At 69.3% G+C, this 18,138-nt stretch carries 16 protein-coding genes; 2 read left to right on the forward strand and 14 right to left on the reverse strand.

Features of this window, described 5'->3' with window-relative positions:
- Window positions 1–9: 9 nt before the first annotated feature.
- From DEFCA_RS0111165 to DEFCA_RS24195, 12 genes are all read right to left on the reverse strand, one after another.
- Entirely contained in the window at window positions 10–315 is a 306-nt protein-coding gene (locus tag DEFCA_RS0111165) for a (2Fe-2S) ferredoxin domain-containing protein (protein WP_025323102.1), read from the reverse strand.
- Between the two features lie 18 nt (window positions 316–333).
- Window positions 334–1,158 (reverse strand): nitrogenase iron protein, encoded by an 825-nt coding sequence (gene nifH, locus DEFCA_RS0111170; RefSeq protein ID WP_025323103.1) that lies wholly within the window; start codon window positions 1,156–1,158, stop codon window positions 334–336.
- 282 nt (window positions 1,159–1,440) lie between these two features.
- A complete protein-coding gene (locus DEFCA_RS0111175) occupies window positions 1,441–3,000 on the reverse strand; it encodes a sigma-54-dependent Fis family transcriptional regulator (protein WP_029733942.1) in 1,560 nt (519 codons plus the stop codon).
- An 87-nt stretch (window positions 3,001–3,087) separates the two neighbouring features.
- Window positions 3,088–4,077, reverse strand: a complete 990-nt coding sequence (locus DEFCA_RS0111180) for a homocitrate synthase/isopropylmalate synthase family protein (protein ID WP_025323105.1) — start codon at window positions 4,075–4,077, stop codon at window positions 3,088–3,090.
- A complete protein-coding gene (locus DEFCA_RS0111185) occupies window positions 4,074–4,811 on the reverse strand; it encodes an ATP-binding cassette domain-containing protein (RefSeq protein WP_025323106.1) in 738 nt (245 codons plus the stop codon). Before DEFCA_RS0111185 ends, DEFCA_RS0111180 begins: the two co-directional genes overlap by 4 nt.
- Window positions 4,808–5,554 carry a molybdate ABC transporter substrate-binding protein gene (modA, locus tag DEFCA_RS0111190; protein WP_025323107.1) on the reverse strand — a complete coding sequence of 249 codons (747 nt, stop codon included), beginning with the start codon at window positions 5,552–5,554 and terminating at the stop codon, window positions 4,808–4,810. Before modA ends, DEFCA_RS0111185 begins: the two co-directional genes overlap by 4 nt.
- Window positions 5,551–6,207, reverse strand: coding sequence for a molybdate ABC transporter permease subunit (locus tag DEFCA_RS0111195; protein WP_025323108.1), 657 nt, complete (start codon window positions 6,205–6,207; stop codon window positions 5,551–5,553). The genes modA and DEFCA_RS0111195 overlap by 4 nt, the downstream gene beginning before the upstream one ends.
- Window positions 6,208–6,565: 358 nt before the next feature.
- Entirely contained in the window at window positions 6,566–7,693 is a 1,128-nt protein-coding gene (locus DEFCA_RS0111200; protein WP_025323109.1) for a 3-deoxy-7-phosphoheptulonate synthase, read from the reverse strand.
- 304 nt (window positions 7,694–7,997) lie between these two features.
- A complete protein-coding gene (gene gap / locus DEFCA_RS0111205) occupies window positions 7,998–9,029 on the reverse strand; it encodes a type I glyceraldehyde-3-phosphate dehydrogenase (RefSeq protein ID WP_025323110.1) in 1,032 nt (343 codons plus the stop codon).
- A 266-nt stretch (window positions 9,030–9,295) separates the two neighbouring features.
- Complete coding sequence (locus DEFCA_RS0111210) at window positions 9,296–9,709, reverse strand: HEPN domain-containing protein (RefSeq protein WP_025323111.1); 414 nt, start codon at window positions 9,707–9,709, stop codon at window positions 9,296–9,298.
- Complete coding sequence (locus DEFCA_RS0111215; protein WP_245693467.1) at window positions 9,693–9,986, reverse strand: nucleotidyltransferase domain-containing protein; 294 nt, start codon at window positions 9,984–9,986, stop codon at window positions 9,693–9,695. The genes DEFCA_RS0111210 and DEFCA_RS0111215 overlap by 17 nt, the downstream gene beginning before the upstream one ends.
- 920 nt (window positions 9,987–10,906) lie before the next feature.
- Window positions 10,907–13,273, reverse strand: a complete 2,367-nt coding sequence (locus DEFCA_RS24195) for a helicase-related protein (protein ID WP_025323113.1) — start codon at window positions 13,271–13,273, stop codon at window positions 10,907–10,909.
- A gap of 427 nt (window positions 13,274–13,700) precedes the next feature.
- Between DEFCA_RS24195 and DEFCA_RS0111225 the strand changes: the two genes are divergently transcribed.
- On the forward strand, window positions 13,701–13,946 hold the full coding sequence (locus tag DEFCA_RS0111225; RefSeq protein WP_025323114.1) for a hypothetical protein: 246 nt from the start codon (window positions 13,701–13,703) through the stop codon (window positions 13,944–13,946).
- The gene (locus tag DEFCA_RS0111230; protein WP_025323115.1) at window positions 13,943–15,061 is read left to right on the forward strand and encodes an aldo/keto reductase; all 1,119 of its coding nucleotides are present in this window, start codon (window positions 13,943–13,945) and stop codon (window positions 15,059–15,061) included. The genes DEFCA_RS0111225 and DEFCA_RS0111230 overlap by 4 nt, the downstream gene beginning before the upstream one ends.
- A 354-nt stretch (window positions 15,062–15,415) precedes the next feature.
- Here the strand turns inward: DEFCA_RS0111230 and DEFCA_RS0111235 are convergent, their stop codons facing one another.
- Window positions 15,416–16,942, reverse strand: coding sequence for a methyl-accepting chemotaxis protein (locus DEFCA_RS0111235; protein ID WP_025323116.1), 1,527 nt, complete (start codon window positions 16,940–16,942; stop codon window positions 15,416–15,418).
- Window positions 16,943–17,266: 324 nt separating this feature from the next.
- Window positions 17,267–17,941, reverse strand: coding sequence for a hypothetical protein (locus tag DEFCA_RS0111240; RefSeq protein ID WP_025323117.1), 675 nt, complete (start codon window positions 17,939–17,941; stop codon window positions 17,267–17,269).
- Window positions 17,942–18,138: the final 197 nt, after the last annotated feature.

Below are 18,138 nucleotides of genomic sequence, written 5' to 3' on the forward strand. Positions count from 1 at the left end.
CGGAATATCCTACGGTTCGTCGATGCGGTGCGCGCCGGAGGCGCGCCCCTCCTCGAGGGCGTCCAGGATCTCGTCGGCCACCTCCTCGTCCACCCCGCCGTACCAGGCGCCGTGGGGGTACACGACCACCACGGGCCCCCGGTCGCAGGCCTTGAGACAGCCGGTCGTCGAGACCAGGGCATCGAGGCCCCGGTCGGCTACCTCGGCCTCGAGGTAGGCCACCAGGCCGTGGGAGCCCTTCTGGAGGCAGACCCCTTTGGCCTCGGCACCCCGGAAGCTTCCGCACACGAGGAGGTGATGGGCGGGTCGTCGCATGGGTTCGCCTCCTCTCGCCTACCCGAACAGCCCGTAGTCCATTAGGAGCTTCTCCAGCTCGGGGATCGGGAGGGGCTTGGGGATCACGAACATGTCGTTCTCGTCCATGGCCCGGGCGAGGTTGCGGTAGTGTCCGGCCTGGGGGTGCTCGGGCGCGTAGTCGATCACGGTCTTGCGGTGGATCTCGGCCTTCTGGACCACGTTGTCCCGGGGCAGGAAGTAGAGCATCTGGGTGCCCAGCTTCTCGGCGAAGGCCCGGATCATCTCCTCCTCGTTGTCCACCTTGCGGCTGTTGCAGATGAGCCCCCCCAGCCGCACCCCGCCGGCCCGGGCGTATTTCTGGATGCCCTTGCAGATGTTGTTGGCGGCGTACATGGCCATCATCTCGCCGGAGACCACGATGTAGATCTCCTGGGCCTTGCCCTCGCGGATCGGCATGGCGAACCCGCCGCACACGACGTCGCCCAAGACGTCGTAGAACACGTAATCGAGCTCCTTGTCGTCTTCGTACGCGCCGAGGGCCTCGAGAAGATTGATCGAGGTGATGATGCCCCGGCCGGCACACCCCACTCCGGGCTCGGGCCCGCCCGACTCCACGCACACCGCCTCGCCGAACCCGGCCTTGGCCACGTCCTCGAGCTCCACGTCCTCGCCCTCGTCCCGCAGGGTGTCGAGTACGCTCTTTTGCGCGAGGCCCCCCAGGAGCAGCCGGGTGGAGTCGGCCTTGGGATCGCAGCCGACCACCATCACCTTTTTCCCGGCCTCTGCGAGCCCCGCCACGGTGTTCTGGGTAGTGGTGGATTTGCCGATGCCGCCTTTTCCGTAGATCGCCACCTTTCGCATCTCTGTTGCCTCCCTGGTTTCGGGTTGGTGTTGTCCCGTAGAGAGCAACGGATGTGCCAAGAGGCGGGTAGCGTTTCGATTCTTTTCCTAACCTCTTGGAACGTATTGTGGATTTTTATTTCGGACTGAATCCTCCGGGATATGGTTTCTCTAGGATCTCACAAAAAAGTAGATCACGGTTTACATCGAGGTGACGTAGAGATTCAGGCCTGTAAACAACAGGTCAAACAGAAAACCCCCGGCAGCAACGCCGGGGGCCCGGAGGGGGGCGCCGGGGCGGGGTCAGAGGGGAGGCGTCGTGGTACGGGAGCGGTTGGCCCGCACGCGGTCCAGCAGGCCATACTTGCGGATACGATACCCGATCTGCCGGAGGGTGAGCCCCAGTTCCCTGGCAGCGCGCGACTGGACCCAACCGTTCCGTTCCAAGGCGGCCACCACCTCCCGCCGCTCCATCTCCTTGAGGGGTGGGAGCTCCTCGGGGCTCCGCTCCTCGTGGAGCCCGGCCGCCACCACGTGGGGGGGGAGATGTCCGATGTCGATCTCGCCCCCGTCGTTCAGGATCGCCAGCCGTTCCATCAGGTTCTCCATCTCTCGGACGTTCCCCGGCCAGCGGTACTCCAGGAGGGCTCGCCGCGCCTTCCCGGTGAGGCGGAGGGGTTTTCCGTACTCGGCGCCGAACTTGGCGAGGAAATGGTCGAGGAGAAGGGGGGTGTCGGCCGGCCGGTCCCGCAGGGGAGGGACCACAATGGGAAACACGTTGAGCCGGTAAAAGAGGTCCTCCCGGAATGTCCCTTCCGCCACGGCCTCGGCGAGTTCCCGGTTGGTGGCGGCCACGATGCGCACGTCTACCTTGCGGGTCCGGGTGGAACCGAGGCGCTCGAACTCCTGGTCCTGCAGAAATCGCAGGAGCTTCGCCTGGAGCAGCAGGGGCATTTCGCCCACCTCGTCCAGGAACAGGGTTCCCCCGTCGGCGTCCTCCACCCGGCCGGGCTTTACCCTCTCCGCGCCGGTGAAGGCGCCCCTCTCATACCCGAAAAGCTCCGCCTCCAGGAGGTTGTCGGGGATGGCAGCACAGTTGAGCTTGACGAACGGCCCGTCGGCCCGGGGGCTCATCTCGTGGAGGATGCGGGCGATAAGGGTCTTCCCGGTGCCTGACTCCCCCAGGAGCAGCACCGACGCCCGGCTCGGGGCAACCTTGCGCACCAGCTCCTGCACCTCAGCCATGGCCCGGCTGCGGGCCACCAGGAAAAAGCCCTGGTACCTCTCCGAGAGCTCGGTGCGCATGGCGCGGTTCAAACGCTCGAGCCGACGACGCTCGTGTTCCGCCGAGCGATTCAGGGCCACGAGCTGGGCCACGAGGGCGGCGACCACGGTCAGAAACTCGATGTCCCGCTGGAGGGAGACCTCGGGCCCGAACATCCGGTCGGCGGTCATGACCCCGATGGGCTGACCCCGAAGCAGGATCGGCACCCCGAGGAACGCCACGCCGTCCTTGCCGATGTTGCGGGCTCTGGTGCGGTTGAGGAACAGGGGCTCCGACCGGATGTCGGGCACCACCACCGGCACCCTCCGGGAGAACACCTGGCCGGTAACACCCTCGCCGGGCGCGTAGACCCCCCGACCCTGGGCCGCGGGACTGAGGCCGTGGGCCGCCCGGATCACGAGCCGTTTGGCCTCCTCGTCGTAGAGCACCACCGTGCCGCGGGTCATCCCCAGGTGTTCAGAAAGCACTGTCAGGACCCGGGCTAGGGTATGGTCGAGGTCGAGCGCGCCCCCGATGAGACGGCAGATTTCGAGCAGCGCGTTCCATTCGAGTTCGCGGATCGAAGCGTTCAGCGGCATGTTCTTTCTCGCCTCCCAACCGGCGCAGGGTCGATGCAACGGGCCCGGGTGGGGCGGTCGGTACGCCCCGCCGCGCGGAGCCGGGGGCTATCCGACCCGGCGCAGCCAGGCCAGCGCCTTTCGGCCCGAGTGCTTTCCCCGGACGATCTCGTGGCGCCGCCCGACGAGCTGGGGGGGAAAGGGCTCGTAGAGCCCTGGGGATTTCAGGAGCCCGTCCACGTGGATGCCCGACTCGTGGCGGAACGCGTCACGGCCGACCACGGGTTTGCCCGGGGGAATGGGCCGCGACGCCCGCCGAGCCACGCCATGGGCAAGCCCGGAGAGGCGGGAGAGCCGCACGCCCGTAGGCACCCCGAGACAACGCCACAGGGCCACAGCCACCTCCTCCAGGGCTGCGTTGCCCGCCCTCTCGCCGAGTCCGAGCACCGTGACGCTCAGCCAACCGGCGCCGGCCCGCGCCGCCGCCACCGCGTTGGCCGTGGCCATGCCGAGGTCGTTGTGGCCGTGGAACTCCAGGGGCACGGAAACCGAGGTGGAGAGCCCCTTCACCAGCACCTGCGCCTCAGCCGGGTCGAGCACCCCGACCGTGTCGGCCACCCGGACCCGAAGCGCCCCCGCGCGCTCGGCGGCCCGGGCGGCCTCGGCAAGGAACCCCCGATCGGCCCGGGAGGCATCTTCGAGGCCGAGCACGATCTCCATCCCTAGACGACGTGCGTGGCGCCCCAGCTCCCCGATCCGGCGCAGCGCGGTGGTCCGGCTCCAGCCGAGCTTGGTACCGATCATGAGATCGGACGCCGGCACGCACACCCCGGCCCGCCGCGCCCCCAAGGCGCGGGCAGCCTCGAGGTCACGCTTCCGGGCGCGGCACCACACAGAGACCGGAACCGGGAGGCCGAGCCGGAGCACCCGACGGATCCCTTCGGCCTCGTCCCCCCCCATGGCCGCGGTGCCCGCCTCGATCTCGTCGACCCCTGCCTCGGCCAGGGCCTGTGCCAGTTCTTCCTTGACCTCCGGGCGGAACGCCACCCCCGGGGTCTGCTCCCCGTCCCGGAGCGTCGTGTCGCACAGCCGGATCACGGTGCCGCCTCCCGGCGCACGGCCGGGACCAGATGCTCGGCTGCGAAACGCGCGATCCGTCGTTTCCGGCAGATGCGCCGAAACGAGAGGACCTTCTCCACGGTCCCCTCCCGGAGCACCACCAGGTCGTCGGCCAGGGCCTCCACGTCGGCCGGGTCGTGGGTCACGAGGATCGTGGGCACCCGTTCGGGGGCGATAGCCCCGGCCAGGGACTCCCTGGCCCGGCGACGCAGGGGCGGATCGAGGGCGGAAAACGGCTCGTCTAGAAGGAGGATCCGGGGCCTGGGCGCCAGGGCGCGGGCGATGGCGACCCTCTGGGCCTGGCCGCCCGAAAGATTCTCGGGCCGCTCATGGGCGAGCGCCGAGAGTTCGAACGCGTCGAGAAGTTCCTCGACCCTACACCGCGCCTCGGCCGACCAGCGGGACCGGGGGCCCAGGGCGTAGCCCACGTTCTCGGCCACGCTCAGGTGAGGGAACAGAGCATAGCCCTGGAACACCATCCCCACCAGGGGCGGGGCCCTCCGGCTCCGGGGCGGGGCAAGGGGAGCTCCGTCGACGGCCACCCGACACCGTGCACCGGACTCCAGCCCGGCGATGCTACGCAGGAGCAGGGTCTTTCCGGAGCCCGAGGGGCCGAACACCGCTACGCGGGGCCCGTCGCACCGAAACGCGATGGCCGCCCGGAAAGTGCGCCGGCCGGACCGGCGTTCGTACCAAACCTCCACGTCGATCATGGCTCTTCCTCCTGGCAGGGGCCGAACCCCGCCTCGGCAAAGAGGGACCGGGCTACCGAGCCCCGGAGGAATGCGAGGAACCGGTATGCCTCCTCCTCATGGGGGCTTCCCGCCACCACGCCGACCACGTATCGGGCCCTGAGGGAGCTTGCGTCCACCACTCGGACCTCGGGGACGCCGGCACGGGCGTCGGTGCGAAACACGATCGCAGCGTCCACCTCGCCCCGGCGGGCGTAGGCCAGAGCCTGGCGCACGCTCGCCGCTAACACCGCCTTCGGGACCACCGCCTGCCACAATCTAAGCGCCTCCAGATGCTGGCGAGCGAGCCGGCCGGCCGGCACAAGGGACGGGTTCCCCAGGGCCACGCGTCGGACCGCGGCGGTTCCCAGGTCCGTCCATGAAGACACAAATCGGGCTCCCCTAGGCGCCACGAGGGAGATCTCGTTGGTTGCGACGCACGCGAGGGAGTCACGGATGAGAACCCCCTCCCGAGCAAGGCGAAGGGCCTGGTCGGCATCCGCGAGCACCACGGCGTCGAGGGGGGCGCCCGCAGCCACCTGCCGGCCGACCGTGCCGGAACCGGCGAAGCTCATGGCGGGCGGAGCATCATCGACGGCCGAGGCGAACTCTCGGCCCACCGTCGGGAGGACGTCGGTGAGGCTCGAGGCCGCCCCCACCGTCAGGGGAGTTGCCGCGGCCAAGCCCGGCGCGAGAAGGCACAGGAGTAGAAGCTCCGGCCTCATCGCCCCCCCCGCGAGAGGACAGCGTCCGCGACAACAAGTAAGACCCCTCCGGTCAGCGCGGCCACAGCCACGAGAAAGAGGGCCTCCTGGTCACGCCCGGCCTGCACGGCCTCGTACACGGCCATGGGGAACGTCCGGGTGCGGCCCGGGAGGCTCCCGGCCACCATGAGCGTGGCCCCGAACTCCCCCAGGGCCCGGGCGAGGCCGAGGGCCATGCCAGCCGCGATGGGTTTCCATGCCAGGGGCAGCAGCACCCGCACGAAGGCATGGGCCCGTGTGGGGCTGTAGAGCCGGGCCGCCTCCCGGAGTTCCACGGGAATCCCTTCCAGCCCGGCCCGGGCGGCACGGTACACCAGCGGGAAGGCCATGACCGCTCCGACCACCACGGCAGCGGTGGGGGTGAACACGAGGCGGGTCCCCAGGAACTCCCAGAGCCAGCCCAGCGGGCCGAACCGGCCGAGGAGCACGAGGAGCCCGAATCCAATCGCGGTGGGCGGGAGTGCCAGGGGGAGGGTGAACGCCACGTCCCACAGCCGGCGGCCGGCAGTGCGGCCGCCCACCCACGCGGCCGCCCCCACTGCCACTACGGCCGCCAGAGCCGTGGCCGCCGCCGCGATGCGCCACGATGTCCAGAGAAGTGCTCCAAGTTCCATGGGAACGCGCAACCTCCGAGGAGGCCGGGATGGCCCCGACGGACGAAACGGATAGCAAGAGGTGGGCCGGGCAGAAACAGCCCGGAATTCTTGGAGGTTACAGGCCGAGGGACGCAAAAAATGGCCCAAAATGTAATTTTTGGACTCAAGAGAGACAATAATGTCCTACCAGGCGAAGACCCCTTGCCTCGCCGTCCCTCGGAGTGGGCCGTGAATCGGGCGTAGGGCCGTCGGCGTGCGGCACCCCCCTCCGACAATTATCCACTCGCACCCCGCGCCGAGGAGGAGGGGCCTACGGCTCCCCTCCCGGAGTGACGGGAAGGTCAGATCCTCCTGAATCGGAGCGGCTGCGCATTTCTTACGCCGCCAGAGCCGAGGCGGTGCGCTCGGCAAGGGCCCGCCTTTTGCGGTACGCCTCGCGGCAGATCCGCATGTCCTCGAAAAACGCCTCCATCTCCTCCATGAGCATGGCCTGGGGGCCGTCGCACAGGGCCTTTTCCGGCCGGGGGTGGAAATCCACCAGCACCATGTTGGCCCCGGCGATCACCCCCTGGGCGGCGGCGTGCCAGATGTCGAGGATACGATCGGGAGCCGGCACCTTCTTGCCCACGGAATGGGAGGGGTCGATGCACACCGGAAGCCGGGTCTGGCGCTTCACCACCGGGACCTGGGCGAAGTCCACCAGGTTCCGGTGGGGGTCGCCCAGGTTCGTTTTGACCCCCCGCAGGCAGAACACGATCCGGTGGTTTCCGTTGGTGGCCACGTACTCGCAAGCGTTCAGGCTCTCCTCCAGCGTGATGCCCATGCCCCGCTTGAACAGCACCGGAAACTCGTGCTGGCGGCCCACGTGCTTCAGCAGCTCGAAGTTCTGGGCGTTGCGGGTGCCGATCTGCACCATCACGCCCGTGGGATGCCCCGCCTCGGCCAGTGCGTCGTGGATCTCCTCCAGATGGGCCTCGTGGGTCACCTCCATGGCGATGACCCGGATGCCGTACCTGCCGGCCAGCTCGAACACGTAGGGCAGGCACGCCCTGCCATGCCCCTGGAAGTCGTAGGGGGAGGTCCGGGGCTTATAGGCCCCCATCCGGGTGGTGGTGATCCCAAGGCGCGCCAGGGCCTGCATCATGACCTCCACGTGCTCCCGGGTGTCCACGGCGCAAAGACCGGCGAACACGTGAAAGCTGTCCTGGGAGAAGGTCAACCCCTGGTACTCGAACCCCACCTCGGGGGCCTGGCCGTCATGGCGGCCGATGATCCGGTACTTGGAGCTCACCCGGATCACCTTCTGCACGAACGGGAGCTCCTCGAACGCCTCGGTGGGCACCTGACGGGTGGGACCGAACACATAGACCTCGTGGAGGTCCTGGAGCGCGCCCCGCACCCGGTGGAACCGGAGCTCCAGGTCGGGGTACCGGGCCGCCACCGCCCGCAGGGCGGCTCGCTCCGAAGGGCCGGGCTGGGTGTCGGGTTTGAGCACGACGATCATCGAACCTCCTCCTGACGAAAGGGGCCGTGGGCGGCTCGCCAACCCACGGCCCCAAAAACGAAACGGCCACGGGCTGGCGGTTTGCCTGCCCGTGGCCGTTGGCTGTGCGGGATCTGAGTTCGTCGCGGACCGTCCCTACACATCCGCCGCGCGGGCAGGCTTCCGAAACCAGAAGCCCCCAAAATAAAAGCAATAGCCGGCGGTAAAGTAACGGACGGTCTGCACGGCGACCTCTCCAAACGAGTTATCTACCCTGATTCGTATACCCGAGACTCTCGCTCCTGTCCAGGAAAAAGTCCAGCGCTCAGGCCAGCCCATCCATGGCGGCGACCTTCTCGAGCAAGTCCACCACCCGGCAGGCGTACCCCCACTCGTTGTCGTACCACGCCACCACCTTGGCCATGTGGTCCTTGCGCACGTGGGTCAGCAGGCTGTCGAAGATGGCCGAGTGGGGGTTGTTGATGATGTCCACCGACACGATCGGGTCGGTGCAGTACTCCATCACCCCCTTGAGCTCGCCCTCGCAGGCCGCCTTCATGGCCTCGTTGATCTCCTCGGCCGTGGCCTTCTTCTCCAGCATCACCGTCAGATCGATGACCGACCCGGTGGGCACCGGCACGCGGAATGCCAACCCCTCGATCTTGCCGTCCAGGTCCGGGATCACCCGGCCCAGGGCCTTGGCCGCGCCCGTGGAGGTGGGGATGATCGACAGCGTGGCCATGCGGGCCCGGCGGAAGTCCTTGTGGGGGTAGTCGAACAGGCGCTGGTCGTTCGTGAACGCGTGCACCGTGGTGAGATAGCCCTTCTTGATGCCGAAGTTCTCCAGGAGCACCTTGGCCACCGGCGCCGCGCAGTTGGTGGTGCACGACGAGTTGGAGATGATCGTGTGATCCGGCCGGAGGATGTGGTCGTTCACGCCCATGACGATCGTGGCCTCCAGGGGATCCTTGGACGGCACGGTCAGGATCACGCGCCGGGCTCCGGAACGGATGTGCCCTTGGAGCTGGTCCACCTTCCGGAAGGCGCCCGTGGCCTCCACCACGTAGTCGATGCCGAACTCCTTCCACGGCAGGTCCAGGGGATCGTCGCTTCGGCGACCCGGCCCGCTCAGGACCTGGATCGGCTTGCCGTCGATCACGATGGTGTCCTCGGTCCAGGAGACCTCGCCCGGGAACGCCCCGTGGATCGAGTCGAACTTGGTCACCAGCCCCAGGGCGTCCACGGGGGCCAGGTCGTGGATCACCACGAACTCGAGGTCTGCGTTCTTCTTCTTGGCCGCCCGAAGCACGAGCCGGCCGATGCGTCCGTAGCCGTTGATGGCGATGCGCGCAGGCATGGCTTTCCCTCCTTACATCGATCGGGGATCACAGCGGGTTGTCAGACTACTCCGGATCGGCGGCCCCGCAAGGAGACTTAACCCGCATTATTCATGAAGCCTTCTGCTGCAACCGCCGATTGCACGCCATCTCGGGGCGTGCTCGCGCCTCGGGGCTCGACGTACCGTCCAGTACGCCTGCACCCCTCGTTGCTGCGCTTGCCCCGATCTACCGCACACTCGACGGTTTCGCGACAAACGCTCATGAATAATGCGGGTTAAAGGTTTCACCCCGCATTCCGGTCGATGCGGCTCTCCGCCCACTCCACCGCTTCCCGCGCCAGGTCCACGGCTCGGCGCGCCGTGTCCCGGTCGTACACCCGCGCGGGGATCCCGGCCGGGAGCCCGTTGGGGTAGCGCGTGGGGATGTAGAACCCGTCGAGCACGCTCCAGCGCTTCACGGAATCCCGGATCTCCGGATACCGGTCGGCCAGTTCGGAGCCCAACCGTTCCACCGAGTGCCCCAGAACGATCTCGGCCCCATCCGCATACCGCACGGCCTTCAGGGCCTTTTCCGCAACCTGTTGCGCAAGGAAGCAGGCGAGGTGCCAACCTCCCTCCCGGGCCAGATGGTCCGCCCACTTGAGGTCCTCCTGGGCCTGCTCCAGCCAGCGACGGCCTTCCTCAATGCTGTCTCTCATACAAAACCCTCCCTGTTTCGAGGGCGCTTCTCAAAAACGGTTCCCCTCGCATCCGCTCGAACTCCTCGGGAGTGTAGACCAGGAGGTCCGAATCCACCTCCAACCCCAACAGCGGCAGGAGTTTGGCTGCTCGCATGGGAAACGGCTCGTCGGTTCGCATGACCACGAGGAGGTCCAGATCGGTGAACAGATCCCGACGACCCCGGGCCGCGGACCCGATCAGAATCACCCGCTCCACCTCTGGAAGACGCCCGAGCCGCTCCGCGACCCGGCTCACGGCACGGTCCAGTCGCTCGGCATATCGCCGTCGTTCGGCATCCAAAGGGGTCGGCATCATCGCTCCCGGGTGGTTCGGTTTTTCCTATTACTCCGGTGGCTATTAACCCGGCGGATAAACAGGCGCTATCGCTCCCTGCTCGGAGGGGCAAGGGACCTGCCGGAGAGCCGGGCGCGGCCCCTTAGCTCGCCGCGCAGCGCCTCCGACGCTCGGATCGCGAAATGGTTCGGATTCCACCGAGTTGTCATGAAACCAGCTCTTCGGTCCCGTGCCTGCGCGGCGAATCTCATGCCCGGCTTCGCGCCCGGCCGGAGGCAGGTCCCTTGTCCCGCCCTCCGAGGTGCCGCGCCTATTTTGCCGCCAGGTCAATACTAACACCAACGGAACTATTGTCAGATCCACGGCGTTCACAAGGGAACCAGCGGGTGGGGGGCTGGTGGAGAGCCGGGCGCGGCCCCTTACGTCGCCGCGCCCTCACCCGGCTTGGATCGCTTTGGAAGTTCAGGAACTTCCGCCACCGGTGCCCCGGCCTACCGGGCTGACAACGGCATGCGAAGGCGCGGCGAAAAGGGTGCCGCGCTCGCGCCCGGCCGGAGCCAGTCCCCCACCCGCGTCCGGCAATACCTTCGTAGGCCTTAGTAAATAGACGCGCTCTGGGGCGTGGGGCCTGGTGGAGAGCCGGGCGTGGCCGTACCAGGGGTCAGAGTTCGGAAAACAGTGGGCAGGAAACCCCTTCCACCGTGTGCTCCAACGTTCCACGAAGTCTTTGGATTCAGCCCGGACTTCTGCCTTCTGCCCCCTGATACCCGAATCGCAGGCCCCACGCCCCTGCGACCACCTGCGCGCCTCTATCGTCGCCGGGTTCATAAGCTCCAGTAGAGTCGGGCCTCCTCCGGATGTCAACCGCCCTCGGAGTCGGGTCACCTCAGCCGCCAAGACTGGCCCTTGTGCTCTACCCGCACCGAGAAGCCCCGGTACGCCGGAAGAAACGTGAGGGACGGAGGCTCCCGGCGATGCCCCGAGGCGAGCCGCAACACCACCTGACGCCGCCGGAAGTCATAGAACGCCCGGTAGGTCCCGTCGCCCACCCGGACCTCCGCCGGGAAGTGCCCGTCCATCCACGCGGCCAGAGGCGGAGCAAGGCCAGCCGGGACAAGATCGTCCTCGGTGAGCAGGGCCAGGTCCTCGCCGGAATCGAACCCCAGGGCCGCCAGGCGAGCCGTGACCCACGCCTCGTCCTCTTCTGGAACGTCCTCCTCCGGGGCCCAGGGGACGAGGTTCGGGGGCAGGAGCCCGGTCCGGGCCAGGGCGGTTGCCCGGCGGACCTCGGCCAGGCCGGCCCGGACCCGGGGCCAGAGCCCCGGGAACACCCGTTCCTCGACCAGGGCCCGGACCAGGGCCTCCCGGGCGAGGGGCCCCCGGGGCACCTCCTCCCGCCGGGCCAACACCTGGCCGGCGTGAACGGTCTCGATCTCGCAGACGAGCCGGTCCCCATCGACCCGAATCCGCCCCGCCCGCTCCTCCCCCACCCCGGCCTCCTCCAGCCAGGCCGGGGGCACCGGCATGGCCGCCGGGATCACGAGCCGGGTCTTCCGGTACCCCGTCCCGACCGCCCGCACCTCCAGGGCGGCCAGGCACCGGTGCTCGGAAGGGTCCACGGCGCTCTCCCGGGCCAGCAGGGCCTCCCCCAGCCCGTTGGCCCAGGCCACGGCCTTCTTGCGGCGGCGGGCCACGTGGGCCGCCCGGGGATCGGCCCGCAGCACGGCCAGGGCCAGGGCCTTGCGGTCCCGGGGCCCCCCGCGGCGGGGGCCGGGCCCGGGCAGGCCGAAGGCCTCGCGCAGCTCCCTCCGGATCGTTCGGGCCTCGGCCAGCACGTGGCCGTGCACCGGATGCACCCCGGCCCGAGCCTCCCGAACGGCCCGGACCAGGCCGACCGCGTCGCACCCCTCGTCCCGGAGGGGATCGCCCCGGGGCGGGCCGGCGAACACGGGCCGGCCCACGGCCAGGGCGGCCACCAGGTCCACGGCGTCCTCGAGGCACCCCAGGCGCTCGGCCTCCACCAGGATCGCGCCCAGGGGCGCGTCGAGCGGCAGGCCGAACAGCCTCCGCCCCCGCTCCGTGATCCGGCCCTGAGCGTTCAGGGCGCCGAGGGCGGCCAGGCCCTGGCGGGCCGCGTCCAAAGCGTAGGGCTTGGGCGGGTCGAGGAACGGCAGGTCCTCGGGGGCCTCGCCGCAGGCCTCGGCCGCCAGGACCAGGGGCTCCAGGGCCTCCCGGTGGATCTCGGGGGGCGAGGTCTCCGACAGGATCGCCTCGGGGCTCCACAGCCGGTAGCACACCCCCGGCGCGGTGCGGCCGGCCCGGCCGGCCCGCTGCTCGGCGCTGTCCCGGGCCACCGGAAGCAGGGTCAGGAACCCCCGGCCGTTGTGGTACCGGGTGCGGCGCACGAGCCCCGAGTCGATCACCACGCCCACCCCGGGGATCGTGAGCGAGGTCTCGGCCACGTTGGTGGCCAGGATCACCCGCCGCCGTTCGGCCGGCCGGAACACCCGGCCCTGCTCCTTCAGGGACAGGCCGCCGTGGAGGGGCAGCACCTCCAGGTCCTGCCGGTTCGCGAGAGCCCGGGCCGCCGACGCGATCTCGGCCTTGCCCGGCAGGAACACCAGCACGTCGCCCGGGTCGTTCCGGGCCTGATCGAGCGCCTCGACGATCCGCTCCTCCAGCCCCCGGACGTCGGGCAGGAACGCCCGGCCGGGCACGTGGTGCACGCGCACGGGGAACCGCCGCCCTTCGGCCCGAAGCACCCGAGCCCCCAGATGCCGCCCCACCCGATCCGCATCCAGGGTGGCCGACATGACCACCAAACGGTGCCGGCCCCTGCGCAGGAGCAGGGCGAGCAGCAGATCGAGGTCCAGGCTGCGCTCGTGGAACTCGTCGAGCACCATCACCCCGAACTCCTCCAGCGGCCCCGAGGCGAGCCACCGGAGCACCACCCCGGGCGTGGCGAACACGATCCGGGTCTGCGGCCCGGCCCGGTTCTCCGCGCGCACCACGTACCCCACGCCCCGGCCGAGGGGGGTGCGCTCCAGCTCGGCCACCCGTTCCGCCAGGGCCCGGCACGCGACCCGGCGGGGCTCCACCACCAGCACCCGGCCGGCGGCCGCGGCCCACCGGGGCACCTGGGTGGACTTGCCGGTGCCGGTGGGCGCCGAGATCACGACCCTTCCCCCGGCCAGGGCCGCTTTGAAGTCGCCTGCCAGGGTGTCGATGGGAAGCCGTTCGTTTTCCATGGAACTTCGGTCGTTGGTCGTCAGTCGTTGGTCGTCAGTCTGGGGCCTTCGGCCCGCCGGTCTGTTACGCAAAAACGTACATCCATTCCGGGGCGGGGCTGGGGGCTCCGACGAAGCGCGACGACCGAGCAACTCGGGCCGACCGGCGCCAGGGGAGCGGCCGCGGCGCGTGCTCTCACGCGCCGCAGCGGACCGCGCCGAGGCGGCCCCTGCGAGGCCGTTCAGCGAAGGAGGGGCCCCCAGCCCCACCCCCTCGGGGAATGCACGAATTTACGAACCACGCCACTAGTCCGCAGGGGCCTGAGGGAGCTTCCAGCCCGAAAGTCCTCCGCAACGTTGACTTTGGGCTCCGGGGAGTTTAGCAAGGAACCTCGGCCCGGTTCATGGGGGCCGCAGACCGTAGACCGACGACCGGAGACCGACCCCTATGGAGATCGTGCGGGGACGGCTATACAGGGTGGTGGTGGAGTACCCCTGGGGCCGGAAGGTCGAGGTCCTGACCCGGGAGGTGGTGCGCGAGGCCGACGGAACGGTCCGTTGGAGCGGAGAAGGGGGCTGGGCCGCTTTGGACGTGGTGATCGGCGAGACCGCGGACCGGGTGACGGGCTGGCACGAGGGGCACACCGACGTGACCGTGCGCATCGAGCCCGCGGGACGGGAGGAGGAACGGTGAACCATCGAATACTGGGACGAACCGGGCTACGGGTGTCGGCCCTGGGGCTGGGGTGCATGCGCCTGCCCACCGTGGGGGGCGACGAGACCCGGATCGACGAGGCCGCGGCCGGGGCGCTGGTGCGTCGCGCCCTGGAGCTGGGGGTGAACTACCTGGACACGGCCTACCCCTACCACGGCGGCGAGAGCGAGCGGTTCCTGGGCCGGGTCCTGGCAGAGGGCTTGCGGGACCGGGTGCTTCTGGCCGACAAGATGCCGCCTTGGTTCGTGAACGAGCCGGCCGACCTGGAGCGGATCTTCGGGGAGCAGTTGGACCGGCTGCGCACCGACCGGATCGACCTGTACCTGCTCCACAGCCTGAACCGCCGGTTCTGGAAGCGGTTCCGGGAGCTCGGCGCGCTGGAGTTCCTGGAGCGCAAGCGCCGCGAGGGCCGGGTCCGGTTCGTGGGGTTCTCGTTCCACGACCGGCTCCCCGTGTTCCGCGAAATCGTAGACGCCTACGACTGGGACTTCTGCCAGGTGCAGTACAACTACATGGACGAGGAGGTCCAGGCCGGCACCGAGGGGCTCCGGTACGCCGCCCACAAGGGGCTCGGGGTCGTGGTGATGGAGCCCCTGCGCGGCGGCCGGCTGGCCCGGGCCGAGGGGCGGGGGTTGTCGGAGATCTGGCAGGGCACCGATCCCGCGGCCGCGGCCCTGCGATGGGTGTGGAGCCACCCCGAGGTCTCGGTGGTGCTGAGCGGCATGGGCCGGGTGGCCGAGCTCGTGGCCAACGCCCGGGCGGCCGACCGTTCGGCCGAACCGCTGGGGCCCGATCTGGAAGAACGGATCCGCCGGGCCCGGGAGTGGTACCGCCAGCGGGTGCGGGTGCCGTGCACCTACTGCCAGTACTGCCTGCCGTGCCCGGAAGGGGTGAACATCCCCCGCGTCTTCGAGCTGGTGAACGACGCGAACATGTTCGAGGACTGGTCGGCCGTGCGGCGGCGGTACCAACGGTTCACACCTGCGGACGAGCGGGCCGACAACTGCGTGGCCTGTGGGGCGTGCGAGGAGGTCTGCCCCCAGGGGATCTCGATCATCCAGGAGCTACAGAAGGCCCACGAAGAGCTCGGATGAGCCTCGCCATCGCCGGAGGGGTAGGGGCGAGTGGCGCGCGAACCGCACTCGCCCTCGCCGGGACCGGCCACCCCTACGTCGGCCGTGCCTCATACCGAGTTGTATTCAAAACTATTGGCCCCCTGCCCGGAGGGGCAAGGGGCCTGTCGGAGAGCCGGGCGCGGCTCCCTAGCTCGCCGCGCAGCGCCTCTGACGCTCGGACCGCGAAAGGGTTCGGATTCCACTGAGCTGCCATGAAACCAGCTCTTCGGTCCTGTGCCTGCGCGGCGAATCTCAAGCCTGGCTTCGCGCCCGGCCGGAGGCAGATCCCTTGCCCCGCCCCCGGATCCGTATGCGATGGATGGCAACTTGGTATCAGGCGACCCGGAAGCGGGAGGTGAGTTCCCGCATGTCCTCGGCCCGTGAGGCCACACTCTCGGCCGTCGCCGCCACCTCCGAACTGGCTCCCATGGCCTGGGCCACCCCCTTGGCGATCTCGTCCATGTTGACGGCCATCTCCTGGATCGTGGCCGACAGCTGCTCGGTGGCCGCGGCGATCTGCTCGGCCTGCTCGGCCGCGTGAACCACTGCGCTCTCTATCTCGTGGATCGAACGGCCGGCCCTCTCCCCGAGTTCCCTGCCCCGGGCCACGGTGTCCATCCCCTCGTCGATGGCATCGACGGCCCGCTGACTCTCTTGCTGAATCCGAGCGATGGTGGCGGCGATCTCCTGCGTGGCTTTCACGGTCTTTCCAGCGAGCTCCCGGACCTCTGCGGCCACCACCGCGAACCCCTTGCCGTGGTCCCCCGCCCGAGCCGCCTCGATCGCCGCGTTCAACGCCAGCAGGTTGGTCTGGTCCGCGATCTCCTGGATGAGACGGACGATATTGCCGATCCTACGGGTCTCCTCGCCCAGCGTTCGCACGGTGGAGGCCGCGTGCTCGACCACGCGGGCGATCTCGTTCATGGCTCCGACCGTCTCGCCGATCACCTCGCCTCCCTGCGTCGCGGAGTTCCGGGCGCCTTCGGTGGCCTCGCTGACCAGCCGGGCATTTCGAGCCACCTCCTCAACGGTCGTCCGCATCTCCTGGGCTCCCCCCGCCACCTCGCGAGACTGGGCCGAGATCTCTTCGGTGCTGGAGGCGATGTGACTCGTGGTGGCCAGCAGCTCCTCCGATATCGACGCGAGTTCCTGGCTCCCCTCCGAGGCTTGGACCACCAAGGTCCTGAGGGTCTCGATCATGGCGTTGGCCGAAGCCGCCACCTCGGCGATCTCGTCGTCGTCCCCGCCCACATCGAGCCTCACGGTCACATCCCGTTCCGCCACCCGTTGCAGCCTGTCCGCCACGTAGCGCAACGGCGCTGCCACCTTGACGAGCAGGGTCCGCCACACCACGCCCACGGCCGCCAGAATCGACAGCGTCACGACCGAAAGCGCCACCAGAAACCAGGTGACCTTGGCCCTGCTGAACCTCTCGGCCGCGAACACCGCCTCGTTCGTCAGGCCGAAGTACCTCTCGCTGTCATCCACGAGCCGCGCTCGGAGGGAGGGGTCCGAGCGAGCCCGCAGCACGGTTTGCCGAAGCCGTTTCCAAGCTTCTCGGACCGCCATCATCTTCTGCCGGTATTCGGAATCCGTGGCGCGAGGGAGCTGCAGTTCCTCGTCCCCCTCGACCAGGCCCGCCACCAGGCGATCCAGTTTGGCCATGAGCTTGTCGTTCGGCCGGCCCGCGAGCTCCAGCTTCACGAGGCGCTGGGTGGCTCCGCGCACAATGCCCGTGTGGTTCACCACCCGGCCGTCGTACTCCATGCTTCGCACCTGCCGGTAGGCGCCCCCCGCTCCCAAGACCACCGCCACGACGACTACCCCCATCGACAAGCTCATGCGGGTCGCGATGTTCACAGCCACACCTCTTTTCTGTGGGTCCATCCACGGGACAAGCCCATCAGGCTTCCGACGCCCGGGTCGGACGCCGAGTTTCGGCGCAGTCGGAAAAACCGGCACCGGCCCCCGGTCGGCCCTGTACCCGGTGCCGACCTTGAAGACTATCGACTTTTGACGAAAAAACTTTAAGACCCGTCTCGCAAAGGTTTTCGACCGAGCGAGGCGATGGGGGGGCCGATTCCGGGAGCATCGGAGCAAAAGCGGTGCTGTCGACTCGGAGCTTGGGGGGCTCTCGGCGGCAACGCCCCCCTCGCGCGCGGGAAACCGCTCCCCGGCCGGGGCTCACCTCAGCAGCCGGGCGATCGCGTCGTCGATGTCCGAGGGGGCCACGCCGGCGTCGTGGAACAGGGAACCCCAGGTCGCCTCGCCCGCCCGCACCTTTTTCAAGAACCCCACCGGCTCCTTCCCCGTGAGGCGACCCAGCACGCTCGCGGCCACGGTCTCGGCGTCCGAGGCGCCTGCCGCCCGCAGGGCAGCGATCTGGTCCCGGGGCACGCCCATTCGGGTCGCAAGGGTCTCGTCCACCACGGCAGGGGCCGGGTCCTGGCCGGCCCTCACCAACTCTCCCACCCTCCCCCCGACCCGGGCCGGGTCGTACCCCAGTCGCTCCAGGGCCCGGGCCCAGGAGCCGGCCTGGCCGTGGGCCGTGAGCAGGTCGTCGGCCCGCAGCCCGGTGCGCGCGGCCAGGCCGTGGGCGGCCCACAGGGCCTCGGGCGCGGTCCCGGTCATGAGCGAGCGCACCACCGTGCCCTTGGACACCCCGAACGCGGCCGCCAGCAGGGAGTTGCGCGAGGTGGCCAGCACGTAGGTGTCGGCCGCCGCCGGCCGGGCCGGATCGAAGCTCCGGTCCCGGAAGCAGTGGCAGCTCACCGTGGACGCGGCCCACGCAAAAGGGGCCCCCACCAGCCCCAGCCCGATCACGACCCCGACCAAGACGCTGCGAAACGAAACGAACATCGCGCACCTCCTGCACTGAATACCAAGTTGCGTTCAAAGCCATCAGACCCCTGAGCCGGCGGGGCAAGGGGCCTGGTTCCCCGTATGGATCTTGGTTTGAACGCAACTTGGAATGAAACGGGCCAACGGCCCGGTCGCGGGAACGGCTCCAGGTTACTCGACCCGCCGCCCGGGGGCCATGACCGGGATCAAGGGTG

Source organism: Deferrisoma camini S3R1, assembly GCF_000526155.1.
In the GTDB taxonomy this organism is placed as follows: Bacteria; Desulfobacterota; Deferrisomatia; order Deferrisomatales; family Deferrisomataceae; genus Deferrisoma; species Deferrisoma camini.